Origin of the sequence: Paraburkholderia youngii (assembly GCF_013366925.1) — a bacterium.
Taxonomy (GTDB): Bacteria; Pseudomonadota; Gammaproteobacteria; order Burkholderiales; family Burkholderiaceae; genus Paraburkholderia; species Paraburkholderia youngii.
In genome coordinates, this window is record NZ_JAALDK010000001.1 from 2,574,477 (window position 1) to 2,599,885 (window position 25,409).

At 60.8% G+C, this 25,409-nt stretch carries 20 protein-coding genes; 7 read left to right on the forward strand and 13 right to left on the reverse strand.

Annotation, left to right across the window (positions count from 1 at the left end; translation table 11 throughout):
• Positions 1-44 precede the first annotated feature (44 nt).
• Complete coding sequence (locus tag G5S42_RS11970) at positions 45-1,244, reverse strand: TIGR03118 family protein (RefSeq protein ID WP_176106928.1); 1,200 nt, start codon at positions 1,242-1,244, stop codon at positions 45-47.
• 40 nt (positions 1,245-1,284) lie between these two features.
• Here G5S42_RS11970 and G5S42_RS11975 point away from each other — a divergent pair, with 40 nt between their 5' ends.
• Positions 1,285-1,503 carry a hypothetical protein gene (locus G5S42_RS11975; RefSeq protein WP_176106929.1) on the forward strand — a complete coding sequence of 73 codons (219 nt, stop codon included), beginning with the start codon at positions 1,285-1,287 and terminating at the stop codon, positions 1,501-1,503.
• A 73-nt stretch (positions 1,504-1,576) separates the two neighbouring features.
• Positions 1,577-1,909: a hypothetical protein gene (locus G5S42_RS11980; protein WP_176106930.1), complete on the forward strand. Its 333-nt coding sequence runs from the start codon at positions 1,577-1,579 to the stop codon at positions 1,907-1,909.
• Positions 1,910-2,070: 161 nt separating this feature from the next.
• Here G5S42_RS11980 and G5S42_RS11985 read toward each other — a convergent pair whose 3' ends face one another.
• On the reverse strand, positions 2,071-3,288 hold the full coding sequence (locus tag G5S42_RS11985) for an FAD-dependent monooxygenase (protein WP_176106931.1): 1,218 nt from the start codon (positions 3,286-3,288) through the stop codon (positions 2,071-2,073).
• A gap of 125 nt (positions 3,289-3,413) precedes the next feature.
• Here G5S42_RS11985 and G5S42_RS11990 point away from each other — a divergent pair, with 125 nt between their 5' ends.
• On the forward strand, positions 3,414-4,358 hold the full coding sequence (locus G5S42_RS11990) for a LysR family transcriptional regulator (protein WP_176106932.1): 945 nt from the start codon (positions 3,414-3,416) through the stop codon (positions 4,356-4,358).
• A gap of 39 nt (positions 4,359-4,397) precedes the next feature.
• On the opposite strand, the gene G5S42_RS11995 is transcribed toward G5S42_RS11990, so the two are convergent.
• Positions 4,398-5,015 (reverse strand): dihydrofolate reductase family protein, encoded by a 618-nt coding sequence (locus tag G5S42_RS11995; protein ID WP_176106933.1) that lies wholly within the window; start codon positions 5,013-5,015, stop codon positions 4,398-4,400.
• A 477-nt stretch (positions 5,016-5,492) separates the two neighbouring features.
• Between G5S42_RS11995 and G5S42_RS12000 the strand changes: the two genes are divergently transcribed.
• A complete protein-coding gene (locus G5S42_RS12000; protein ID WP_176110490.1) occupies positions 5,493-6,497 on the forward strand; it encodes a DMT family transporter in 1,005 nt (334 codons plus the stop codon).
• 31 nt (positions 6,498-6,528) lie between these two features.
• Here the strand turns inward: G5S42_RS12000 and G5S42_RS12005 are convergent, their stop codons facing one another.
• The 3 genes from G5S42_RS12005 to galU form a co-directional block, all read right to left on the reverse strand.
• The gene (locus G5S42_RS12005; protein ID WP_176106934.1) at positions 6,529-7,596 is read right to left on the reverse strand and encodes a rhodanese-like domain-containing protein; all 1,068 of its coding nucleotides are present in this window, start codon (positions 7,594-7,596) and stop codon (positions 6,529-6,531) included.
• A gap of 57 nt (positions 7,597-7,653) precedes the next feature.
• The gene (locus G5S42_RS12010; RefSeq protein ID WP_176106935.1) at positions 7,654-8,310 is read right to left on the reverse strand and encodes a peroxiredoxin; all 657 of its coding nucleotides are present in this window, start codon (positions 8,308-8,310) and stop codon (positions 7,654-7,656) included.
• 377 nt (positions 8,311-8,687) lie between these two features.
• Positions 8,688-9,587, reverse strand: a complete 900-nt coding sequence (galU, locus tag G5S42_RS12015; protein WP_176106936.1) for a UTP--glucose-1-phosphate uridylyltransferase GalU — start codon at positions 9,585-9,587, stop codon at positions 8,688-8,690.
• Positions 9,588-10,316: 729 nt separating this feature from the next.
• Between galU and G5S42_RS12020 the strand changes: the two genes are divergently transcribed.
• Positions 10,317-12,299 (forward strand): acid phosphatase, encoded by a 1,983-nt coding sequence (locus G5S42_RS12020; protein WP_176106937.1) that lies wholly within the window; start codon positions 10,317-10,319, stop codon positions 12,297-12,299.
• Between the two features lie 81 nt (positions 12,300-12,380).
• Here G5S42_RS12020 and G5S42_RS12025 read toward each other — a convergent pair whose 3' ends face one another.
• The 3 genes from G5S42_RS12025 to murJ are packed head-to-tail and all read right to left on the reverse strand — an operon-like array spanning position 12,381 to position 16,144.
• Positions 12,381-13,559: a glycosyltransferase family 2 protein gene (locus tag G5S42_RS12025; protein WP_176106938.1), complete on the reverse strand. Its 1,179-nt coding sequence runs from the start codon at positions 13,557-13,559 to the stop codon at positions 12,381-12,383.
• 51 nt (positions 13,560-13,610) lie between these two features.
• Entirely contained in the window at positions 13,611-14,750 is a 1,140-nt protein-coding gene (locus tag G5S42_RS12030; RefSeq protein WP_176106939.1) for a glycosyltransferase family 4 protein, read from the reverse strand.
• 29 nt (positions 14,751-14,779) lie between these two features.
• Positions 14,780-16,144 (reverse strand): murein biosynthesis integral membrane protein MurJ, encoded by a 1,365-nt coding sequence (murJ, locus tag G5S42_RS12035; RefSeq protein ID WP_176106940.1) that lies wholly within the window; start codon positions 16,142-16,144, stop codon positions 14,780-14,782.
• Between the two features lie 399 nt (positions 16,145-16,543).
• Here murJ and G5S42_RS12040 point away from each other — a divergent pair, with 399 nt between their 5' ends.
• Positions 16,544-17,821, forward strand: coding sequence for a hypothetical protein (locus G5S42_RS12040; protein WP_176106941.1), 1,278 nt, complete (start codon positions 16,544-16,546; stop codon positions 17,819-17,821).
• A gap of 62 nt (positions 17,822-17,883) precedes the next feature.
• Here G5S42_RS12040 and G5S42_RS12045 read toward each other — a convergent pair whose 3' ends face one another.
• The 4 genes from G5S42_RS12045 to G5S42_RS12060 all read right to left on the reverse strand — a co-directional run bounded on the left by G5S42_RS12045 (position 17,884) and on the right by G5S42_RS12060 (position 23,882).
• On the reverse strand, positions 17,884-19,071 hold the full coding sequence (locus G5S42_RS12045) for a glycosyltransferase (RefSeq protein WP_246391961.1): 1,188 nt from the start codon (positions 19,069-19,071) through the stop codon (positions 17,884-17,886).
• Positions 19,068-20,288 carry a glycosyltransferase family 4 protein gene (locus tag G5S42_RS45460; protein WP_176106942.1) on the reverse strand — a complete coding sequence of 407 codons (1,221 nt, stop codon included), beginning with the start codon at positions 20,286-20,288 and terminating at the stop codon, positions 19,068-19,070. The genes G5S42_RS12045 and G5S42_RS45460 overlap by 4 nt, the downstream gene beginning before the upstream one ends.
• A gap of 22 nt (positions 20,289-20,310) precedes the next feature.
• A complete protein-coding gene (locus G5S42_RS12055) occupies positions 20,311-21,420 on the reverse strand; it encodes a glycosyltransferase family 4 protein (protein ID WP_176106943.1) in 1,110 nt (369 codons plus the stop codon).
• Between the two features lie 224 nt (positions 21,421-21,644).
• A complete protein-coding gene (locus G5S42_RS12060) occupies positions 21,645-23,882 on the reverse strand; it encodes a polysaccharide biosynthesis tyrosine autokinase (RefSeq protein WP_176106944.1) in 2,238 nt (745 codons plus the stop codon).
• 151 nt (positions 23,883-24,033) lie between these two features.
• Between G5S42_RS12060 and G5S42_RS12065 the strand changes: the two genes are divergently transcribed.
• Positions 24,034-25,368: an MraY family glycosyltransferase gene (locus tag G5S42_RS12065; RefSeq protein ID WP_246391963.1), complete on the forward strand. Its 1,335-nt coding sequence runs from the start codon at positions 24,034-24,036 to the stop codon at positions 25,366-25,368.
• Positions 25,369-25,409 lie beyond the last annotated feature (41 nt).

The window sequence follows — 25,409 nt, forward strand, 5'->3', positions numbered from 1 at the left end:
CGCTCTCGCATCAAGAGCGGCGCTTGTCCATTACGCGCTTGGCGCTACATTCCAACGCTCATCCCTCCGCCCGCGCTTGTGCCCGTGCCCGTGCCCGGGGTCGTGGTCGTGGTCGTGCCCGAGCTCGACGTTGCCGTATTCAGATCGATTCTTCCGTAGACGCCATCTGCTTCGTCATTCGGGCCCGCCGCGAAGAAGAGCGTGCTGGAAGGCTGATTGCTGAGGTCGTTGCCGAACGCGATGCCCCATATGCCGTGTTCGACGATCGGGCTGTTGTTCGGTCCACTGATCGGTCCCATCGACTGCCCGCTCGATGCGTTGAACGCATTGATCATGCCATCACCGAAATTGCCGATTATGATTGCGCCGCTCATCGAGCCGAAACTCGCGGGCGCCTGCGCAATACCCCACGGCGCGTTCAGCGAACCGCCTGTTGCGAAGCGTTGCTTCAGATTGCCCCCGGTGTCGTACACATCGACCATGCCGAGCCCCGCGCCCGGGACATCGTCGTGTTTGGCTGCGTCCTGCATTGCATAGGTGACGAACAGATTCGAGCCGATCGCCTGAATGCCGAACGGCGCGAAGCCCGCCGGCATCGCCGGGTCCGTGAAGGCGCCGGGCATCGAGACCTTCGTGAACGAGCTATCGAAGACGTCGATCTTGTTGTTATGGAAGTCCGTCGCGTAGAGGAAGTTGCCATTGTTCATGGCGGCGAGCGCAAGGCCCTTATAGACGGCACCACCGGCACCATCGTCGTACATGACGAACGCATTGGTCGGCCCGACGGCGGGCGCCCAGGCGGTGATGGTGCCGCCTTCGCCCGTGAAGATGAATGCAGCGACTCCGGACTTGCCGTTTTCCGTGACGAGGAAGCTTTGTGTTCCGTTGAACACGATGCCCGTCGGCGATGCGGAGCCGTTCTTGCCATCGGGTATCGTGACGACCAGCGATTGCGGCACGCCATTGCCGTCATAGAGCGTCGCGACATTGGTGCCATTGTCCGCGACCCAGGCGAAACCATTGGGATTGAAGGCGACGCCCCAAGGGTTTTTCAGATTTGCGTCGGTGTGTGCGGCCGGCACCGCGCCATCGGATACGAGCGCCGTCGCTGTGAACGACGACTGAACCGGCGGGCTCGTGCTGCTCGAATTCGAGCTACCGCCGCCCCCGCCGCCGCATGACACAAGAGTCGCGACGGCCGCGCCGCATGCAACGACGCCGAATATAGCGAGTAGAGACTTCATGACCGCACTCCTTGTTCTGCCCCAAAGGACCTAACGCTCAATGAACGAGCACGGCATCGGGTTTATTCCGGCGGAGCGGCTGATTTCGCGGCAGATCCCGTGCGATCGCAATGGTCGAGTTCGTCCAGACAAAAGCGATTGGTACGCAACGAACACGGGGCGTGACTATTCCATGCGTGCGGCCAAAACTTGTATCGAGCCGTCACTGCGTGAAATTCAACCGTCGATTCAGCACCTGAGAAAACGCGCGGCACGCTGATTGCGACATTTCCTGTAGCGCAGGCGACAACTGTCTGCGTCAATCTTCCAGTCCAATCAAGGAGGGGCGGATCATGAGCAAGGCAACCATCACACTAGTCGCGGCCGTCGCCGCACTCTCGCTGTCGGGAGGCGCTTTTGCGCAGATGGCCGGAGGTCAGAGCGGCAGCGGTTCGACCGGAAACGCAGGCAGCACCGCCAGTCCGTCGAATCAGATGAACGGCACAACGTCAGGCGGCTACGGCATGCCAGGCAACACCAACTCGGACAGCGGCATGGGCGCCAAGGCGCCGAACTCGGGCCTGCCGAGCAACGACACCGGCTCGACGACCGCCACCCCCGCGCCCAAGACCAACAACACGCTGGCGACCCCGAGCGTGGTATCGCCAGCCGCTACCGGCCATTAACAGCTGGCAAAAATGACCGTCGGCTGCGATCCACGGCGGCACAAACGCTCCGTCCGCAGCGGCGTAGGTGTAATTGCGACCGGCGCCCAGTTTGTCGAATAGCAGAGGCATGGCCGTCGCACGCGGCCAACCGCCTGGCTATCGAAGCGTCACGGACAGGCTCAAAGCCACGTGCCCCCTTGCCGGTCGCTCGGCTCCTGCGCGAGCGCATCGAAGTCGTGAATCCAGTCGAGGTGATGCAGCATGCTATCGCGCGCCCCAAGCCGCGCGTTGCGTTCCTGCGCGGCGGGGCCGTCCGGCAGATGCAGCACGTCCGCGGTACTGATCGACGCGTATTGCACCTTGCGCGTGCGGCCCCGGCGCAGACGCTCGTAGCCCTCCTGCGCTTCCCGCCAGTTGCCTGGGCCCGCCTTGGCCAGTTGTGCGGCCAGCACCACGGCATCTTCGATCGATTGATTGGCGCCCTGGCCGTGATGCGGCACGAGCGCATGCGCGGCATCGCCGATCAGCGTCACGCGACCCTTGCTCCAGCGGCCGAGCGGCGGACGGTGAAACAGGCCCCAGCGCTGACTGATCGGCACCGCCGTGATCATCTGCACGACGGCCGGATGCCAGTCCTTGAAGAGGCGCAGTTGTTCGCCTTCGGTCGACGGCATGACCCAGTCGCGCGACGGCCACGGCGACGGATGACGCTCGACCAGCAGGAAGTTCTGATCGCCGTTGTCGCCGATCGGATAATGCAGCAGATGGCCGCCGGGCCCGACCCAGAACTGGATCGTCTCCGGATCGGGCAACAGGTCCATGCGCTCGGCCGGTACGATGCCACGAAAGCCCGAGCAACCGGAATACAGCACGTCGTCGTAGCCGAGCATCCAGCGTCGCGTGATCGAGCGTGCGCCGTCGGCACCGATCACGAGATCGGCATCGATACGCCGACCGTTGTCGAACGCGAGGCTCACACGATCGGGATGCTGCACGAGATCGACCAGCCGATGACTGAGCTCGATGTGCTCGAGACCGACCGCCTTCGACAGCACCGCCTGCAGATCGGCGCGATGGACGCCCCAGTAGGAGCCACCGAACTGCTCGCGATAGCTGGGCATGCCGCGATGATGGCCAATCACGCTGCCGCTGCGGCCGTCACGATAGATGAGCCCGGGTACTTCGGCGCACACGTCGTCGAACGCGGAGCGTAGTCCCATGCGCTCGTAAAAGCGCGTCGCGTTGGCCGACAGCGCGACGGCCGCGCCCACTTCGCGCAACTCGTCGGTCTGCTCATAGAGTTGCGCATCGATGCCATGCTCGCGTAGTGCGAGCGCCAGCGTAAGGCCGCCGATGCCGGCGCCGACGATCGCGATGCTCAGGTCCATCCGGGTCATGATTGTGTCTCCGATATGCGGGTTTATCGTGTCGGTATTTTCAGCACTAGACCGTCATTGCTCAATAAGATGAAATGAATCTCCTTCATCACCGAAATGAATGATCTTTAAGTCATGCCGAAGCCATGGAACTGAGCGATCTCGACCTCAACCTGCTGCTGCTATTCCAGCGGCTGATGCAGGAGCGGCGCGTGGCGAGCGTCGCCGAGCAAATGAACATGAGCCAGCCGGGCGTCAGCAATGCGCTCGCGAAGCTGCGCCGCCTGCTGGGTGATCCGCTGTTCGTGCGCGCGCCGGGCGGTGTGGTGCCTACCCCGTTCGCGCTGCGTCTCGCGGAACCGGTCTCGCAGGCGCTCGCCACCTTGCACGCCGCGCTCAATCCGGTGACGGGCTTCGATCCGCTGCGCGCAATGCGAACGATGACGATCGGTATGACCGACATCGGCGAAGTCGTGTTTTTGCCGGCATTGCTGGAACGATTGTCGCGCGTCGCGCCAGGCGTCGCGATGAATACGGTCCGCAATACGAGCGTCAATCTGAGCAAGGAGATGGGCGACGGCCGCGTCGATCTGGCGATCGGACTGTTGCCGCAGTTGAAGGGCGGTTTCTATCAGCGGCGTCTGTTCGATCAGCGCTACGTCTGTCTGTTCAGACGCGGCCACCCACTCGAAGAGGCGCCGCTCACGCTTTCCGCGTGGCGCGAAGCCGAGCATCTGGTGGTGGTGTCGGCCGGCACCGGCCACGGTCAGGTGGACGAGTGGCTGAAACGGCGCGGCGTGCGGCGTCAGGTGCGACTGACGGTGCCGCACTTCATGAGCGTAGGCTACATCCTGCAACGTACCGACCTGATCGCCACGGTGCCAGAGCGTCTCGCACTGGAGTTGGCCACGCCGTTCTCGCTCAGCCTGCGCGCGCTGCCGATGACGCTGCCCGCCGCGCCGATCCATTTGTTGTGGCACGAACGGGTCCATCACGACGAAGGCAATCGCTGGCTGCGCGAGGTCGTGATCGACCTGTTCGCGGATACGGCGACGAGTGGCAGGCGAGCGCGGGACGTGAGGAAGAAATAGGGCTTTTTTTGTAAACGTCGATCCTCCGAAGCTTCACGTCTACTCGAACACTCCGGTTCGCACCTCGCCATTGCGCGTGTAGCGCGTGATCAGCACGCCGCCGGGCGTGCTCGTCGCGTGTTCCAGCGTGAAGGCCGACGCTTGTGCGTCGTTGCCGAACAGACGTTTGCCGTGCCCGAGTATGACGGGGTAAATCAGAAGCCGAAGCTCATCCACGAGGCCCGCCGCCAGCAGTTGGCGCACCATGTCGCCGCTGCCGAACGTCAATAGATCGGCACCGTCCTGAAGTTGCAGCGCGCGTATCGCGTCGGCAAGGTCGCCGTTCAGCGGGTGGCTGTTGTGCCAATCGAGCGTATCGGATCGATGCGTGGCCACGTGCTTGCGGACCTGATTGAACTGGTCGGCCATGCCGCGGCTGCGTGAATCGGCCGGGACATGGGGCCAATAAGACGCGAATATGTCATACGTGCAACGCCCGAGCAGCAACTCGAACGGCTGAGCGAGCAGCTCGTGCACACTCACGCCGATCGCTTCGTCGGCGTAAGGGACGATCCAGCCGCCCAGGCGAAAGTTGCCACTGGCATCCTCCTCGGGCGCGCCGGGGGATTGAGTGACGCCATCCAGGCTGAGGAACATGGAAACGATGTGCTTGCGCATGATGGGCTCCTGGTCGATGAAGCTGATCGGTTTATCTCTACGACGAACGACTCGCACGCGGATCGACAATCGGCGTGCGGACTGCGTGAAGCCGCGCAAGCGGGCATCGCGCGATCGGCGCAGAATGATTGGACCACGGGTGCCTGCGACGCAGGTGTGAAGGTGCGCACCACTCGCCAGCGTATGGTCGGAAGATCGCCCGACACAGTGATGCGCACATAGCAGCCGGCGTAACGTCCGGTCGCCCGTGGCCTTTCGCGCAATGGCCGATGAGTGTTCGCGGCCCGAATTCGCGTCGACGTTCGACGCATGGCTAGACGCGAGGCAGCCGCTCCTCCCTGACATTACAATTGCATTTGCGTATAATTTCGCGAAGCCTTCATGCGGTATCACTGAAAAGCAAATTAGCGATACCGCAATAAAAAAGCACTGCTGTGGCCTGCCCACATAGTGCACAAAGACAACATCACCCGAAAAATGTCCGTGCCTTCAGCCACAACCGGATCGCGCGATTCCGCGCGGTTTTTCACCCAACCGAAAGTGCTCGTCATCGTGGCGACGCTATGCTGCCTGCTTTGGGGCAGTTCATACCCGGCAATTAAAATTGGCTACGCGTTGCTCGGAATCACACAAAACGATATTCCTTCGAAGCTGATCTTCGCGGGCTACCGGTTCGTGCTCGCGGGACTGTTGTTGTTGATTCTTGCTGCCTTTTCAAAGAAGCCTGTTTTCGAATTGAATCGACGCAATAGCGGACAGCTGATGCTATTGGGTTTCACGCAAACGGCCATTCAATATGTTTTCTTCTATATCGGTCTCGCCTACACGACCGGCGTTCGCGGTTCGATTCTGAACTCGACGACGACCTTCTTCAGCGTGCTGCTTGCTCATTTCATCTACAAGAACGATAAGCTGTCGCCACGCAAAGCGCTTGGATGTCTGCTGGGATTCGTCGGCGTGATGGTCGTCAATTTCGGCGACGGTCTGTTTGAATTTGCATTCACCTTGCTCGGCGAAGGCTTTATCGTGATTGCCGCATTCGTGCTATCCGCTGCATCGATTTACGGAAAGCGCATTTCGCAGAGTATGGACGTCATGGTCATGACCGGTTATCAACTCGGGTTTGGCGGCGTCGTTCTGCTGGCGGCGGGGTACGCGACCGGTGGTTCGTTGCACGCGTTCACGCTGGGATCGATGGCTTTGCTGGCCTACCTGGCGTTGCTGTCTGCAGCGGCCTTCACGTTGTGGAGTCTTCTGCTCAAATATAACCAGGTCGGCAAAGTTACCGTTTTCAATTTCCTGGTGCCCGTGTTCGGTACCGTGCTGTCCGCGTTTTGCCTGAACGAGAACATCATGGAATTGAAGAATCTCGTCGCGCTGGTGCTGGTATGCGGAGGAATCTGGCTGGTTACGCGCTCGGCGCAACGGAGCGCTGGCTATTCGAAGGCTGGTGTCGCCGTGGGCCCTCAGGGTCGCGGCTGAGTTCGCGGGGTTCCGTAGCGTCGGCTTCCCGTCAAACGCTGTCCGACGCAACCGGCAACCCCTCCGTCCGCCACCGCAGCATCCCACCGGCAAGATTCGCCACCTTGCCGAACCCAGCCTTCGTCAACAATACGCTCGCCTGCGCCGAGCGCACGCCGGACCGGCACACCGCGACCACCGGCCGCTCGCGATCCAGTTCTTCGAGCCGCGCTGTCAATTGCGACAGCGGCACCAGCTTCGCGTCCGGCAGATGACCCAGACGATCGATGAACTCCGGCGCCTCGCGTACATCGACGATCTGAAATTTCGCGCCATGCTCGAGCAGCGCCATCGGCTCGATTTCCCACACGCCGCTAAAGCGCAGCGTCAACGGTGCCCAATCCGGTGTTTCGGTCGCAACTTCGGCGCCGCCTTCCGGCTGCCCGCAACGCATGTTCGCGGGCACCGCGACCGCCATCTGCTTCGGATGCGGCAAATTCAAGTTGTTCATGTACCCGGCAAAATCGCCGACGTCGACGTCGCCGCCCAGACGCGGATTGAAGCGCCGCTCCTCGGTCACGCTCGTCACCGTGATGCCGCGATAATCGTGCGCGGGATAGAGGAGGCAGCCGTCCGGCAGCGACAGGATCTGCTCGCGCACGGACGCGAACAACTGCTGCGGACTGCCCTGCTGGAAATCGGTGCGGCCGCAGCCGCGAATCAGCAGGCTGTCGCCGGTAAAGGCCATGCTCTGATCGTCGAGCACGTAGGTCAGGCAGCCATTCGTATGGCCAGGCGTCGCGCGCACGGTCAGGTGACGCGTGCCGAAGTCGATCCGATCGCCATGCGCGAGCGGCCGCGTCACGCCTTTCGCCCCCACGACCGCGGCAAGCCCGATCTCGCTGCCGCAACGCAAACGCATGCGCCATGCGCCGGTTACGTGATCGGCGTGCACGTGGGTATCGAGCGTAGTAAGCAGCCAGAGGCCCAGCTCGCGCAGCAGTGCCTGATCGCGCGGCACCTGCTCGTAGACGGGGTCGATCAGCACCGCCTCGCCGCTGTCACCGAGCAGGTACGTGTAGGTCGACGAAACAGGATCGAACAGCTGACGAAAAATCATCTGCATCTCTCAAGAAGATCGGCGAGGCGGCCGCGAACGGCCGCCATGCCGCATCTGTCAGCGCGGTTGCTTGGTGGTGCGCAGATACGGTTTGATGGTCTTGAAGCCAGGGAACACCTGCTGCGCCTCTTCGTTGCTGACCGCCGACGTGATGATCACGTCTTCGCCCTGCTTCCAGTTGACCGGCGTCGCGACCCTATGTTTGGCGGTCAGTTGGATCGAATCGAGCACGCGCAGGATTTCGTCGAAGTTGCGGCCGGTGCTCATCGGGTAGGTCAGCGTCAGCTTGATCTTCTTGTCGGGACCGATGATGAAAACCGAGCGCACGGTCGCGTTGGTCGCTGCGGTGCGGCCCTCGCTGGTATCGCCCGCGTCGGCCGGCAGCATGTTGTACATCTTGGCGACTGCGAGGTCGGTGTCGCCGATCATCGGGTACTTGACGGCGGCGCCCTGCGTTTCCTCGATGTCCTTGGCCCATTTTTCGTGGTCTTCGACCGGATCGACCGATAGCCCGATCAGCTTCGCGTTGCGCTTGGTGAACTCCGGCTCGATCTTCGCCATGTAGCCCAGTTCAGTCGTGCAAACCGGCGTGAAGTCTTTCGGGTGAGAAAACAGGATCGCCCATTGGTCGCCGATCCAGTCGTGGAAATCGATGGTGCCCTGCGTGGTCCGCGCGGTGAAATTGGGCGCGGTGTCATTGATACGAAGTGACATATTGCCGTCCTGTGAAGTCGTGGTTAAGCGGAAGACCCGAGCGAGGCCTGTCTGCAACGGTCCAACACGAGCCCGGTTAATCTCGGGGATTGAAAATCACCAAGGCTCACAACGATAGATGAAGCTTTCGCGGCGCATACTCGCGCGGCAAGTAGCGCATCGCCGCATCGCGCAGTGAGAATTCAAATATAGCGCGTTACGCGCAGGCCCATGCTGACACCCATCGAAATCTGTCCGGCTGGCCACTCCGGAATGGCTGAGAGGAATGGCGTTGATCGGTAAATCATGGACATTCGATGCGCCGGCGTGTGTGCGATAGCGCACAGATTTACCGGGCCCTGCTTTGACCAGACCGTGCCGTCGTCCAATGGGCGGCGCTAATGCGTGGTGCCCGGCGCGGCCGTCTCGCCGTCGACCCGCTTGCGCAACCAGGCACCGAATGCATCGTGCACTTCGTTATGCCGCAGCGCGAAGTCGACGGTCGCCTGCAGATAACCGAGCTTGGTCCCGCAGTCGTAGCGTTTGCCGATGAATTCATACGCGAGCACCTGCTCTTCCTCGAGCATCGAATGAATGGCGGGTGTCAGTTGAATCTCGCCGTGAGGGCCGGGCCGCTGCGCGCGCAAGTGGTCGAATATCGCTGGCATCAACACATAGCGCCCCGCGACGCCGAAGCACGAAGGCGCTTTTTCCGGCGCGGGCTTTTCGACGATGCTCGACACGTTGATCACGCGCTCGTCCCAATGTCGTCCGCCGACCACGCCATGCGAGCAAGCGCCGTGCGCTTCGAATTCCTCGACCCCGATTACCGACGAATCGTAATGGCTGAAGATGTGCACCATCTGCTCGAGAACGGGCGGCTGACCCTCGAGCAGATCGTCGGCGAGAACGACCGCGAACGGCTCGTCGCCGATCAGCTTTTGCGCGCACAACACCGCATGCCCGAGTCCGAGCGGCTCGGCTTGCCGAACATAGATGCAGTTGACGTTGGGTGGTTTGATGCTTTGCACGAGTTCGGCGAGGTTTTGCAGCCCGCGCGCCCGCAGCACGTGTTCGACTTCGTAGGATCTGTCGAAATGATCTTCGATCACGCGCTTACCGCGGCCCGTGACGAAGATCAGCTCGGTGATACCCGCGGCAACCGCTTCTTCGACCGCATATTGAATCAGCGGTTTGTCGATGACCGGCAGCATCTCCTTCGGACTCGCCTTCGTGGCCGGCAGAAAGCGCGTGTCGATTCCCGCGACCGGAAACACCGCCTTGTGAACTGCGAGCATGATGAACTCCTCGTCCGGCTGGTAGACGGAGCAGCACGGCTGTAGAGCATGGCCGGATGCCGCCGGCTGGGCGTCCCGCTTCGGCTGGCCAGTGCTGCGCGTCGGAGCGTGCGGTACCGATGAAGCGCTTGCAACAAACGTGGCTTCCGTCCGCTCGCAAACATCTGCTGAATGCTCGCGCCATGATGGCACGGTTTGCCGGCGGATGTGGATATTCGCCGTTGCGGGGCGTCAGTCAGCAGCGCCGGGCGACTCGGGGGGAACCCGGGTCGTCAAGGGGACAGGCTCGGGATAAGCGGCTTTTAAGCTTGCAGGGCGTAACTTCACACCCACGCTGAATGCCGGGCGCCCCGTCGATCGCTGCCTGGCCGCGATCCATCTAAGCGTCCCCGTGAGCGCTCGACATTCCGCACAAGCGCGTTTCGATACTCACGCACGCCTGACTCCCTGTTCACATGCGGACGTCGCACGTCCGATCCGACTTTGATATGAAAAAGCTAGCGCGCTCGATTGACTTCATTCTGTTGACCGCCGCGTCGGTGGGCCTCGTCATGTTTGTCGTCTGGCGAGTGGCGACGGTAAAGGGTTGGCTTTAGGGGTTGGCTTTCCCCCTCTCTGCGCTCAGACGTCTGCGATGCATGTCCCCTTGCCTGAAAATAGGTCGCAACAATGCCGTAATAATTCATCCGCACAATTCGACGCCACCAACAACGACAAGAAAGTCTCGTGATGACTCATCTTCGCGTCTCTCTTCCGCTGCGCCTCACTATTCTCGCAAGCGTGGCGGCACTAGCCGCGTGCGGTGGCAGCAATGACTCTTCTACGCCGACGTCCTCGAATACTTCGACGACAACGACGACGGCCTCGATCCCGGCTCCGCCTGCCGACCCTGGTTTTGTCGACAACGCCGCAATCCCCGACGTGCCCGCGTTCGTCGACACGATTGCGACCAACCAGCGCGGCGACGCTCGATATGCGACGCTCGCCACGAATGCGGGCGTGCGTGTCGTCTCGCGATTCCTCGATATCTGGCAACCGTTGACCGAGATCGTCGATGCGGGCGTATCCGCCCCCGCCAATGGTTCCTTTCCGGCTGTCGTGCAATCCACGTGGACCGGACTACCCAATGACGGTACGCCGGGTGGGGCGGTCGTGAATAGCGCCGTCCATGCCGCAAACATTCAATTCGTGGTCACCGAGACGACCAACCGAACCCAGGCACAGGCCGATGCAGCCTACTACGACGACCGGCGCGGCAAAGGCTACAGCGTGACCGACGGCATGGGCCCGCTCACCAACGCGTGGCGCACGGCGGCGCAGCAGACGACGACGATCACGTCGATCCCGGCGGATGCGACGACCGTGCTGTACAACGACGCCGGCAACAACATCGGCGTCGGCAGCAGTGGCGGCAATAGCAATTTCGGCCAGGTTGTCGATCTGCTCAGCAACATGGGCAACAACGCATCGACCGAGCCGGCCAAGCGCTTCTACAAATACGCGCGGCCATACCGCTGGAGCACGAGTGTCGTGGTAGCTCCGACTCTGGTGCCGGCCGAGAGCACCACGCCTTCGACCGATGGCGGATATATCAGCGGTCACGAGGCGGAGGCGATGCGCGACGCGATGACAATGGCCTACGTGCTGCCGGAGCGGTTCCAGGAGATGGCGAGCCGCGGCCTCGAACTTGGCGAAAACCGCATTTTTGCCGGTATGCATTCGCCGCTCGACGTCATTGCTGGTCGAATGTTTGCACTTGCGGCGACTGCTGCGAATCTCTCCGATCCCAGCAACGCCACCTTGAAGGGCGCCGCATTTAGTCAGGCGCACGCAGCCCTGATGCAGTCGACCAACACCAATTCGACGAACTTCGCCGCTTTCGCCCACTCCGGCACGGCAGCGACGGACCGCTTCGCCGACTATGCAACGAACAAAGCAGACTTCACCCGCCGTATGACGTTCGGCTTTGCTCCGATCGAATCGACCGATGCGCCTCCCGTCGTGCCGAAGGGTGCGGAAGTATTGCTGGAGACGCGCTTTCCGTATCTGAGCGCAGCCCAGCGCCGCGTGGTGCTCAAGACGACCGAGCTTCCTTCCGGCTATCCGGTCATGGATGACGCGGAAGGATGGGGCCGCCTCAACATGTTTGCGGCCGGCGACGGATATGGTGCGTTCAATGGCAGCGTCATCGTTTCGATGGATGCGTCCCAAGGCGGATTCAACGCGTCGGATCTGTGGCGCAACGACATTTCCGGCGCGGGGAAGTTGACGCTGCAGGGTAGCGGTACGTTGAAGCTCGGTGGCAACAACACCTGGTCGGGCGGTTCCCAGGTAAGCGGCGGTGTGCTCGAGGCGGATTCTCCGAATGCGTTCGGCACGGGCGACGTGTATTTGGGTGCGGGCGGCGTCACCATCGCGGCGACTTCGCCCGTGTCCATCGTCGGCAAGTACACGCAGCTCGCCGGCACGACGCTCGAACTCGACATCGACGGCAAAGGCGCCGGCCAATTGCACGTTGGCAATCAACTCACCATCGCAGGCGGCACGCTGCACGTGAAGTTCGTGAACGGCTTTGCGCCCAAGGTCGGCGACACCATCGATCTGATCGATGGCAATGGGGCGAACAAGCAGTTCACGACGATCACGGTCGACGGCCACATGGCGACACCCGTTTATTCGGCGAACGGGGTGTCGGTGCACATCGATTCGTAATCCGGCCGGATGCCGCGTGGGATCGCGCTGCGCGTCAACCGTGAGGTACGGACCGCGCAACGCGAGACACGATCGCGAAATTTACAACTCGAAAAAACAAAGCAACTTCCAGAGCAGGAAATTTCGTGTGCGGAAAGCGCAATCGAGCCTATCGACCTTGTCGCTGCTTATGCCACCGCTGCATTCCCTTCGCAACGCTTCCAGTTGAAGGCAGCATAGATAGAAGACTGCGCGCTTTACCTCATTGTCGAAATTGGCAAGCCTCCCGTAGAGCAGTGCGCCGAAATGACTCTTAACCTGCCCGAGGACCCGGTTGTCAGTCGGCAGGCCCAATGAACGTCTGTCCGACAGAAGCTTCAATACAATCCAATAGGCATCCAGTGTCTTTGGATCCCTGGTCAAGACAGCCGTCAGGCCGCGCGGGTTCTCGCGATAAAAGTAGACCGGCTGACTGAGGCTCACATAGCCATTGGCCAGCGGAAGCAGGACCAGCGTGACGACCGAATCTTCATACGCCATGCCCTCCGGAAACTGCACGCTTTTGAAAAGATCGCGCTTGATGACTTTTCCCCACGGATACCCCGACAGATCGAAGACATCGGGATCAGCGCGAGTCGCGACCGAATCGTCGAAGACCTGCGTCCTATGTATTTTGTCCGTCACGTCGACGACCCAGTAACTGCCTTGCACGATATCGACGTCGTGTCGAAGTGCGGGAGCGAGTAGGGTCTCGACGCAGTCCGGCGGTAGGTAGTCGTCCGCGTCGACGAACATCACGTATTTGCCTTTTGCGTGTCTGAGACCTTCGTTGCGGGCCAGCGCCACGCCGCTGTTCGCGATGTGCACCACGGTTACGCGGGGGCGGTTCGCGTAGCAATCGAGAATGGCCGAAGAATCGTCCGTCGATCCATCATCGACGGCAATCAGTTCGTAGGCGAGTGCGGTGTTCTGGGTCAGAACCGAGTCAATGCACTTCAGCAGATAGGCTTGCGCGTTGTACACGGGCACGATGATGGAAAGCCATAGGCCCGTGTCCTCATTCATGCAGGCCAACTGCTGAGAAACTGATGGCCGATACGGTCTCAGTTTCTGTATGCGTGCCTCCAATGCCATTTTGTCCATTGGCTTCTTTCTGCCGTCGGCTGTCAGCTTGAGGGCCGTGGCGACACAGGAAAGAGGGAATCGAGAGACCGCATCGAGGCTCCTGGCAACGGCGTCCGAGCCGGTAGCCCTGGAGACGTACCTATAGACCTTGCTCATCCGTCCTCCGAGTCAAACAGTGCCTGATACAGCCGTCGAGACCGATTTCATTCATCGGCATCTTCGTGCTCCAGCAAAACCCTTCAACCCTGGCAGCTGACCGAACAGGCGATCCCAGATCGTCAGAATATGGGCAACGGAATAGCGATCCCGGATCGAGCGCGCGCCCCTGACGCCGAGCTCTTCGCGCAGCGCCTGGTCCGACAGCATGCGCCGCAGTCCGGCGGCGAGCGCTGTTGCATCGCCCGGTGGGATCAGCAGACCGTCCTGCCCGTCGCGCATCAACTCGCGCGGCCCGCTCGGGCAGTCGAACGAGACCGCCGGCACACCGAGCGCCATGCTCTCCATCAGCGCCACCGGCATCCCTTCAAAGCGGGACGACAGTACGAAAGCGTCCGCGGCGGCCATCTCATCCCATGCAGCCTGCGTGCTGCCCGGCAGAAATACCCGCCTGGACAGATTGAGCTCTGCAATCCTGCGGGTGAGCATCGGCCGCTCAGGGCCTTCGCCCCAGATCCACAGATCCCAATCCTCGAAATCGTGCGCGACCTTCGCAAAGGTTTCGATCAGCAGCTCGTAGTGCTTCTGGGGGTTCAGACGACCCACTGAAATCAGGCGCTTTCTGCCTTCCACGCGCTGCGGCCTCGTCATGCTGAAAAGCTCGTCCGGAATCGGATTCGGCATCACGGCAATGTGAGGCGTGTCTCCCGAGCGCATCTTCTCGAACGGCGTTGCCATCGATTGGGAAAGGAACGTGAGCGCGGTGGCCCGCGGGTAGGTGAGCCGGCAAAGCAGCTTCCACAGAAACGGGCGGCCATCGGCCACCGGATCGTTGTGCTCGCAGGCGATCACCGGAATGCGCAGGCCCCGTGAAGCCAGGATCACGTTGATGTTCACGTTGGTCAAAAACGACACGATGACGTCGGGCTGTTCTTCCACGAATAGCTTGCGCAACTCCGCCAGTCTCGCGATGTAGTTGACCCGTCGCAGCGGGCTATGCTTGACGCGGTCGGCCAGATAGATCATCCGCACCTTCTCGTCGATGGGAAAAAAACATCCACCATGTTTGCTGTAGGTCGGCACGAGCGTAACGGTGTCATTGCGCTGGGCCCACGCGGCCGACAGCACCGCGGCGACCCGTTCGGCGCCGCCCGGCTCACCCATTGAATTGACGACAAGAACAATTTTCACGTTTCGTAGTCTCTTGAACGGTCGAGGGCTCAGCGCATTTCGCTGTCGTGCCGCGAAGTTGAACTGCTCCGCAGCATGCTGATCGCAAGCACGAATGCGGTTACGTACATCAAAGCAAGTGAAATCTGCACACCCGCGACTCCGAATAAGTGAACTAGCACGAAGCTGGCCCCTACCTTCACCGCGAACGCCAGCAAGGAGATGTTTGTCACTAGTCTGAAGCGTCCTTCGCTGGCAAAGAGTTGCCACACGACCATCAACGCAAAATAGAACGGTACTTGCAAAAGTCCCCAACGAAATGCGCTTGCCACTCTCACCGTATCTTCTGGCGTGAACGCACCTCGCTCGAACAGAACGGCGATCGCAGTCGGAGCGAGGAACCACGACACCAGCGCACAAACGAGACCAGCAGCGAGCGTGGCGAGCGCCCAGAAAAGCGCCGTTCGGCGCGCACGCCGCGCATCACCCTGCCTGCGGATGTCGGAGAAGATGGGCAGCGTGGCGCGCGCGGCAGCCATCGCCCCTACACTGAGCAACAACGCGAGTACGCGGTTCGCGTAGCCAAGCGTGCTATTCGATCCCGCTTCGAGATTCGCGACCAGGTATTGGTCGAGCGGTCCGGCGAAACAGACGGCGACCTGGCCGACCATGAGGGTGCGCATGGACAGCCATGCTTCGCCCAGATGCGGAGAGCGCATGGAGAGCCTGACCCGGCTCGACACGCCGTCGGTGCGTCCGGCAAGCCACCTGAGGCAAAGCATCTGCAGCGCCAGGCCGACCACAGTTCCGAAGACGATCGACACGAGGCCCGCGTCGGGCGAAGCCACGAGTACGCTCACGAGAATCACCGCGGCAGGCAGCCCCTCGAGCAATGTATTCACATGCTTTTCGTTGGCCTGCAGCCGCGCGGCATAAATCCCCGCGCCGAGCGTCAGTACACCTGTGGGCGCGAGCCAGTACATCATTTCGCGGGACAAGTCGCGCGTCGTCGACGGCGCATCCGGCCCAAGGTGCTGCATCACGAACGGCCAGCCGACGTATAGGACGATAGCAACCAGAAGACCGCTCACTAGCGCGGCCCCTTCGAGCTCGCCGACGAACTGCGCCACGTCTTCCTTCTTTTGCGCGCGCAGGTTGACGAACATCGGCACGAGCACCACACCTGCCACGGACAGCAATGTGGTTGGCAACCAGTTCACCATCGAAAACGTGAACTGATACGCATCGACAATGCTGCTGACTCCATACTTGTACGCAATCGCCATTTCCTTCAGCGCTCCGGCACATTTCCCGATGAGCACGAACGCAGAGACGCGCGCCAGGCTCCGTGCGATGCGTGCATGGTCAGGATGCGTACTGAGCACCCGCTCGCGCCAGCGAGTCAGTTGGAACATCAGTGCGCTCACCATCGTCTGAACCGTCCAAATTCCTGTGCGGCAAACTTCGCAGTGGCGAGTATTTCCGCTGGCGCTCGGTTGCGCGGCGCCGACGACGCCAGGGACACCTTCCTTTCGCTCATGGAGTTCCTCAGGGCGCGGAGACCGAAGCCCACATGCTTCGCACACGTAGGAGTCTTCCGTATCGCAGGGTTTAGACCGCGGCGTGGCACGCATCCGGCCACGCAAAACGTCGGTAAAACATAGCAGTCACTGCGTCCCTATTAATGTTTGACAACGCACATTGACAGGTACCTATTTCCTCTACATTCACCGGGGTGCGCAGAAAGTACCGGAATAACGAATAGTTGAATCAAAGGCCTGGTCCAACTATTTGCTTAGCAGAGAAGCCATAGCATGAGTACACAAATAACGATGCGGTCGACCGCAATTCATCGCAGCGCGATGTTCGTCGCGCTGCTGCTGTGCTCACTGACGAGCCATGGACCATATGTCGTGATGACAGGCATTCTGCTGCTTATGGCAGTGTGCATGAGCGACGCGAAGGTCCGCGAGGCGTTGTTCAGTATTCGATGCGTGGCTCTTGTGTCGCTTTCGGCGACTGTCATTACCGCGTGCTATCTGTGGTTTCTCGCAGTACCACACGGGAACGCTTCGTACAATCTCGAGAAATCCGCGACGAACAACTACATTTTCTTCTTGCTTGACATCGGCTTTCTTGCGTCATTCGCTGCGTTGATTTCAACACGCATCGGCGAAGTCACGACAGCTGTCTCGAGGTTGCTAGTCCTCAATTGCTCCGTCCTGTTCCTGCAGACAGCAACGCTGCTCATCAGCGGCCAGTACATCGACTTTACCAGGCCGATTACGGGTGACGCGTCGCGGTACCAGAATTGGGAGTCCGTGCATCCCGTTTTCGCATTCCGGCCGACGGGTCTGTATATAGAACCTTCGACGTTCGCCGCGGCCGTGGGAACCATGGCAATCGGCTATATCCTGCTTTCCAGGGCGAGAGGAAAGACGCCGGCTACGCTGCCCATCGCTCTGACCGTGCTATCCATGCTCATCACGCAGTCAGCTGCGGCGGTTGTACAGGCGGTGGTGTTGATTGCAGCATTGATGGTCACGCACTCGCGCCGCATGAGAGCGTGGGCGACGGCAATATTCACATTGATCGCCTTGGCCTCGCCGGGATTGATTGCGGCTTACGTCAATAGCTTCATGCTCAAAATCGATGCGGATTCAGGACTGCGCTTGCGGCTGCTGTCGTACGTCTATGAAGTGCGCCATGGATGGGATTTTCTGTTCGGCTACGGCCCCTTCTCCGTCGAATACGACCTGTTCGATGTCTCGGAACACACGTCGACCTTTGTTGCATCACTTAACGACGCAGGATTGCTCAATTTTTTCGTCGTGCAACTTGGCATCGTAGGACTTGCAATTCCCATCGGCATATTCCTGGTCATGAAAAAGGACATTGCCAATCTGTGCTTTTTCGGGCTGCTGATGTCATCAAAGCTGTCGTACACGTCGCCGCTTCTCTACTTCGGGCTCCTGCCCCTGGTGATGCGGCTGGGGGTATCGCGGGACAATACCCATTCGGCTGCCGGCTATCGGGGTGTCGATGTTGAGGGTAGAGAACCGGATTTGCTAGTTGCGCCGCGCTCGCCCTAAGTTTCGATCTGCGGCCGGTACTCGATCCTCTCATGTCCCGGCCTGCGAGGTTTGTGTTGCCCTCACGTGCGATCAATACCGAACCCGAACGCCTGGTCGCGCGTCGAATAGACGTGCCGGTAGCTTGCCCAGCAGCGCTCGATTGAAAAGCGTGTTGCCATTCGCGTGCGCGCCAGCTTGCCGAGCTGTTCGCGTCCCTCGCGGTCGAGCGAAAGCAGGCTAACGATACCAGCGGCGAGCGCGTCCGGATCGCCGCTCGGAACCAGACGGCCGGTTTCTCCCATCAATGCCGCGGTATCGCCTACATCGGTCGCCACGCAGGGGACACCGCATGCCATCGCTTCGCCAACCACCGTCGGCAGTCCCTCGCTTCGTGACGATAGACAGAAGACGTCCAAAGCGGACATCAGCAGGTGCACGTCATTGCTTGCGCCCGTAAGTCGACAAACGTCCCTGATGCCCGCGCGGTCGATCATCGCCGTGAGTTCCCGATTGCTCTCGTCAAGGCCCCGGCCAATCATGACGAAGCGGCAGTCCGGCTCCATTGCAGACACCCTCGCTACGGCGTTGATGAAAGTGCCATAGTCCTTGGCAGGGTCGTAGCGGCCGACTATGCCGACAATCTTCGTCGCAGGGTCCAGTCCGAGCGCCTTGCGCAACGGATCGCTGTCGCGCCGGCGCGGCTTGAACAAGTCGAGATCGAAGCCGTTGAAAATCACCTGCATTCGCGTACTGCAATAGCCGCCTCGGACGTGCGAGATGCGCGCCGCGTCAGCGCAGCAGATGATCACGTCGGGCAGGCGCGTTGACAGCCACGCACAGAACTTCGCGACGATTGCCAGCTTCGTGCCCGAACGCAGCGATGGGAACTCGGTCTGATGCACACCCCAGGCGAGCCTCAAGGTACCGCCTCGTCGTTCGCCCCGTCCCGCGACGATCCGGGCGATGCGCGCGGCGATTCCGCCAAACAGATCCGCGTGATACATCCAGGTTTGCACAACGTCAGGACGCAGTTCGATCAGCCAGCGCACGAGGCGAAACAGCATGAGCGGATTGGGCAAACTCCGCGACATGCCGAGTATCCGCACTTCGACACCGAGCGATCGTATGCGCTCGCTCATCGTGTCGAGTGACGACATGGAGATCACCGTGTGCTGGACACCATCGCGCTGCGACGCCTGGATCAGCCGATAGAGCATCATTTCGGCCCCGCCTACCCGCAGCCCGGAGATGACATGGACGATTCTCATGGCGATGTCCCCTCCGGCGGTGTTGCCACCAAGCCTGCGACCGGCACCGGCACCGTCGCCGGGACCGGCGACGCGGCGCCCAACTCCTGATAGATCGACAGCAACTTGGCGAGCACGATGTTCTCGTCGAACTCGGTTTGCACCTTCGCTCTCGCGGCAAGGCCCAGCTTGGCGCCGAGCGCGCGATCGTCGTCGAGCATGCGGATCGCGTCGGCGAGCGCTTTGGGGTCTCGCGCCGGAATGAGGATGCCATCGTCGCCGTTGCGGCTCACCACTTCGCGGCAGCCGGGCGCATCGGTCGTGATCAGCGGTAGCGCGCAGGCTGCGCCCTCGATCAGCGTCGTCGGCAAACCTTCCCGATAGTAGCTCGGCAACACGACCACATCGACCTCCGAAAGCAAGGCGGGCATATCACTGACGTGCCCCAGCCAGGTAAGCAGGTTGTCGCGGTCCCATTCCTCGATCTTGCTGCGCTGAATCGCGGCTGGATTGCCCTCGTCGGGAGAGCCCGCCAGCAGGAAAATCACCGAACGGCCTTCGCTCTTCAGTATCCGAGACGCTTCGACGAATTCGCCGATACCCTTTTCCCAGATCAGCCTCGCCGCCAGCACGATGCGCAACGGCGCACCTTTTTTCGTCTCGGCCGGCTCGCGCGGCCGGTAGCGTGTCAGGTTCACCCCCGCGCCTCTCACGAGCCGCACCGCCCGGTCCGCAGCGATGCGAGACCGCTTGAAGAGCGCGACGTCCGACGAATTCTGCAGAACGACGGCGGAGCGTTCCCCATTGAAGGCGAAGCGCATGAGATTGCTCACCACGGGACGCAGCATGCGGGCGCGCAGTTCATCGCTCGTGAACACGTAACCGAGGCCATCGATGCCGTTGACGCGAATCGGCACGCCGGCCAGCCGCGCCGCGAGCGAGCTATAGACTGCGCCCTTGATCGTAAAGCCGTGGACGAGCAGCGGACGCTCGCGTCTGAAAACGCGTGCGAGCCATAGAATGAGGCCGACCTCGCGCCATGGGTTGAGGCTGCGCCGTTCCATCGGAATCGCCTCCCAGGTAAAACCGAGAGCTCGAAGCTTCGGCCCATAACTGCCGTCGGGCGATAGCAGGATCACCTCGAACCCGCGCTCTCGTAGGGTTTGTGCGAGCGACAAGCGGAAGTTGAAGAGATACCAGTCCGTGTTCGCGAGAAGAATGACTTTATTCGTCGGCACTATCGTCCTCCGGAAAAACTGATTAACCCAGGCGCAACTGGGCGAACAGGCGATCCCAGATCGTCAGAATATGGGCAACGGAATAGCGATCCCGGATCGAGCGCGCGCCCCTGACGCCGAGCTCTTCGCGCAGCGCCTGGTCCGACAGCATGCGCCGCAGTCCGGCGGCGAGCGCTGTTGCATCGCCCGGTGGGATCAGCAGACCGTCCTGCCCGTCGCGCATCAACTCGCGCGGCCCGCTCGGGCAGTCGAACGAGACCGCCGGCACACCGAGCGCCATGCTCTCCATCAACGCCACCGGCATCCCTTCAAAGCGGGACGACAGTATGAAAGCGTCCGCGGCGGCCATCTCATCCCATGCAGCCTGCGTGCTGCCCGGCAGAAATACCCGCCTGGACAGATTGAGCTCTGCAATCCTGCGGGTGAGCATCGGCCGCTCAGGGCCTTCGCCCCAGATCCACAGATCCCAATCCTCGAAATCGTGCGCGACCTTCGCAAAGGTTTCGATCAGCAGCTCGTAGTGCTTCTGGGGGTTCAGACGACCCACTGAAATAAGGCGCTTTCTGCCTTCCACGCGCTGCGGCCTCGTCATGCTGAAAAGCTCGTCCGGAATCGGATTCGGCATCACGGCAATGTGAGGCGTGTCTCCCGAGCGCATCTTCTCGAACGGCGTTGCCATCGATTGGGAAAGGAACGTGAGCGCGGTGGCCCGCGGGTAGGTGAGCCGGCAAAGCAGCTTCCACAGAAACGGGCGGCCATCGGCCACCGGATCGTTGTGCTCGCAGGCGATCACCGGAATGCGCAGGCCCCGTGAAGCCAGGATCACGTTGATGTTCACGTTGGTCAAAAACGACACGATGACGTCGGGCTGCTCTTCCACGAATAGCTTGCGCAACTCCGCCAGTCTCGCGATGTAGTTGACCCGTCGCAGCGGGCTATGCCTGACGCGGTCGGCCAGATAGATCATCCGCACCTTCTCGTCGATGGGAAAAAAACATCCACCGTGTTTGCTGTAGGTCGGCACGAGCGTAACGGTGTCGTTGCGTTGGGCCCACGCGGCCGACAGCACCGCGGCAACCCGTTCGGCGCCGCCCGGTCCTCCCATTGAATTGACGACAAGAACAATCTTCACGTTTCGTTGTCTCCCCGGAACGGCCAAAGGCTCAGCGTGTTTCGCGGTTGAAAACTGCACACCAACTGGCCCGAATTGGCGGGCCAGCACGAAGTCGCGCGCCACTATTACGGCGAACGGCAGTAACGAGATGTTTGTGCACGAGCACGACACCGGCTAAAGAAAGCAACGTCGCGAATAGCCGGTTCTCCGTCGTGAAGTCGAACTGATACGCGTCGACGATGTCAGTTCATGCGGTCAGTGTGCTGGCTCGTCGCATAGATGTGGCTGCCGTAGCGCCCCGGATGCAGGTACTTCACGCTGCGTACCGAGAAGCCGTTAAGCATCACGCCGTGTATCCGGGTGCCGACCTGGGCAAAGCGCCTTGCCGTTTCCTCGATTTCCGCAAGACGGGTTTCCGAGAACCGTGCCACCAGAAAGACCGATCCTGCGTGCGGCGCGACAATGCCGGCGTCCGAGACGGCGAGCGCCGGCGCCGAATCGAGCAGTACGATGTCGTATCGCGCCGACGCATTACTCATCAAGCTGTCGAAAGCGACGCTATTGAGCAATTCGGCCGGATTGGCGGGATAGTCACCACACGGCAAGATGTCGAGATTCGGTAAAACCTCTCGTGTTGCAAGCTCGACAGTCAGTGACGGGTCCGCGAGAACTTCCGCGAGTCCCAGGCCGGACGGAAGTCCAAAACTGCGATGCAGGGCGCCCCTGCGCAAGTCACAGTCGACGAGCAGCACGCGTTTTCCGGTCATCGCCAGGATCACCGCAAGGTTCGCGGCGACGAACGACTTTCCGACCTGTGGCATCGGACCCGCCACCATGACGATGTTGTTGCGCGCACTCGCCAACATGTATTGCAGGGCCGAGCGGAACGAACGCAGGCTTTCCGCGGCCGGATCGGACGGGTGCCGGCAGGCGAGAATCAGGTCGCGCGCGTCGGTAGCGTTCGCTTTGGTCTGAAGCTCGTCCTGCTTTGCGCTATGAGGCACCATTCCGTACACCATCAGACCGGTGCGAGCTTCGACTTGTTCAGGCTCGGTCACCCCAGCGAAAAGCAGCTCGCGGACAAACGAAATCGCGACACCCGCAAGTAGTCCGAGTAACAACGACGCGGCGAGCACGAGTGACCGCACGGGCCGCACCGGATGTTCGGGTACGATTGCGGGATCGATGATCTGCGCGAAACCCGCTTTGCTCGCCTGAATGAGCCGAAGTTGCTCGACATTGTTCCGCGCCGCCGTGTAAAGGTCGGTCGTCATTCTCACGTCGCGCATCAGGGCGAGCGCGTCTTGTTGCTCCGTCGGCATGGCATTGACGCGCGCTCTCCCGGCTTCAAGATACTGCTTCGTCATCGCGATCTGCGCATCGAGCGACGCTACGGCCGGATACGACGGCGCGTATCGCGCTGCCAGATCGGCACGGGTGCGCTGCAGCGTGAGCAGCTGTGCCTCAGCATCGGAGACTCTCTGCAGATTTAGCCGCCCTTCTTCAGTCGCATCGACGAGACCGAGCGAATTGCGATATGCGGTGTAGCGGTGCTCGGCCGCCACCATTTGCGCTTGCATAGCGGGTAACTGACTCTCCAGGAACCTCAGCGAATTTGCTGCGATGGTCGCATTGCGATCGTTATTTTCACGCACGTATTGCGCGCCGAGCGCGTTCAACGTCTGGCTAAGCATCTCCGGATCGCTACCCCGCATGGAGACGCTCACGACGTTCGACTTCTCGCCTTGCTCAGTGATCTGCAGATGCTTCTGCATATCGTCAATCACGTCCTGGCGCGACAAGCGCTTCAGATTGAACCGGATACCGGGCCCCGCCACGATCGTGTCGATGCGCAACGTCACATCGCCTTTGGTGGTCGCGATCGTTTCGGTCCGACCGACGCTGCCGACGAAGGGCCTGTCAAGCTCACTACCGCTCAGCTCGTATCGATCCTCGGACAGCGCCGTCAATGTCAGCTGGCGGTCTTCCAGCTCGCGTGGAACTTTGAATGCACCAACCTTGATCTGTTCCTTGCCCCACGCGTAGCCGCCAATGGCGCCAAAGACCGACTTCGAGAGATCACTTGCATGACTCGCGAGCCACGCTCCGATGACAGGAAAGCGACGCGGGCCTGAAACAACGTCGAGCTCGAGCTCATCGACCACATGTGCGACGGTCTGGCGCGACTGGATTACCTGCATCTCTCCCGTCGTCTTCGACCTTGCATCGAACGCAGGCGAAACCATCGACATCAGTTCCGGACGCGAGGAGGGCTGCGCTTCAGGCAACTGATCGATCTTGACGAGAATGTTCGACTGGTAGACCGGCGACGTGAGCGCGACGACGCCACCCACAACGAGGCAGACCACCGTTGTGACTGCAATCGTCAGCCGGCGCCGCGAAATCACATCGAGTATTTGCGAAAGATTGCCGTGGCTGGACCGCGCCGACGACGGCATCGATATCTGCTTTTCGTTCATGGAGATCCCCAGGACAAACAGAACCCGTAAGTCACATGCTTCGCGAAGAAACGCTCCGTCCGTTGTGAAGCATCAGATCAGTCGCGCAGCAGGCCTACAGTAGCCAAAATCATTTCGGTAGAACGTACCAGCGGGCCGGCCCCGTTTGTGTATGGAAACGAACATTGATGGGTACCTTTTTCCCGTACCTTCTGTACCCGTCGGTAGCAAATGCCGAATTAATAAAAAGGCTGCTCGCCACACAAATGGCTTTAATCGTCGTGGAATTCGCGTTTTGTGTGTGAGAGACAGTTATCAGGTCAACACCATCGAGGCGAGAGAGATGCCGAACTTAATATTTGGCCTATTAGCATGCTTTCTGATTACTTTTATCGTTGTCAAAAGCGCTCGGCTCGGTGGCGGCATTGGACTCGACAATCAACTCGATGGCGTACAAAAGATGCACGCTACGGCCGTGCCCCGTGTAGGTGGCATCGCGGTCGCGCTCGCGGTGGCGCTAACACTCGCGCTCGGTGCATTACTCGGCAGTAATCCGCGCATGGAGGTTTTCAAATTGCTTCTGTGCGCGTTGCCAGTTTTCCTCGGCGGGATCATCGAGGACTTCACCAAGCAGGTGAGTCCAGCGGCGAGGTTGCTATGTGCAATCGTTTCTGCGGCGATCGGCGATTTTGCGCTAGGGGCCGTCGTCGATCGTGTGGATCTTCCGCTGATAGATTCCCTTCTTGTCTATTCGCCAATCGCGCTGGGCCTCACTTTGCTCATGGTGTCCGGCTTGACCAACGCGTTCAATCTGATCGACGGCTTCAACGGATTGGCCGGCGGAGTGGCAGTTCTGATGCTGGCCTCGATTGGTTTCGTCGCACATCAGGTGGACGACTGGCTGATTCTCAGCGTGTCCCTGACGATGATCGGCGCCATCGTGGGCTTCCTCGTGTGGAACTACCCATCCGCGGCGATTTTCCTCGGCGACGGGGGTGCGTACTTCATCGGCTTTACGATTGCCGAACTCGTCGTCCTCCTTATAGCGCGCCATCCGAATGTCTCTGCCTGGTACGCTGTCGTCGTGACGATCTATCCGATCTTCGAAACCGTCTTCACGATCTACCGGCGGCGCATTGTGCGCGGCTGCGCGGCAGGCGAGCCTGACGGCATCCATTTGCACACGTTGATCTTCAGGCGGATGGTGCGCCGCGCAGCTCATCCCGAGACGACACGCCAGCGCACGAGGCGCAACGCGAGGACGTCGCCATACCTTTGGACGATCAGCCTCATCAGTATCGTGCCGGCGACGTTCCTTTGGAATAACGAAGTGGCGCTCTTTGCGACCGCGATGACTTTCATGGCGGTCTACGTTTGGCTGTATGTATCGATCGTCAAATTCAGGGCACCGCGCTGGCTCGTGATTTACATGCCCCGCGATTCGTTGCCCGCTCCGAGCGAAACACCGGCTAACCACACCGCTGAGCAGCCATCCCAGGCGGAATGAATTCGCATATCAGCTGGACAGAGCGGACCAATCTTCCATCA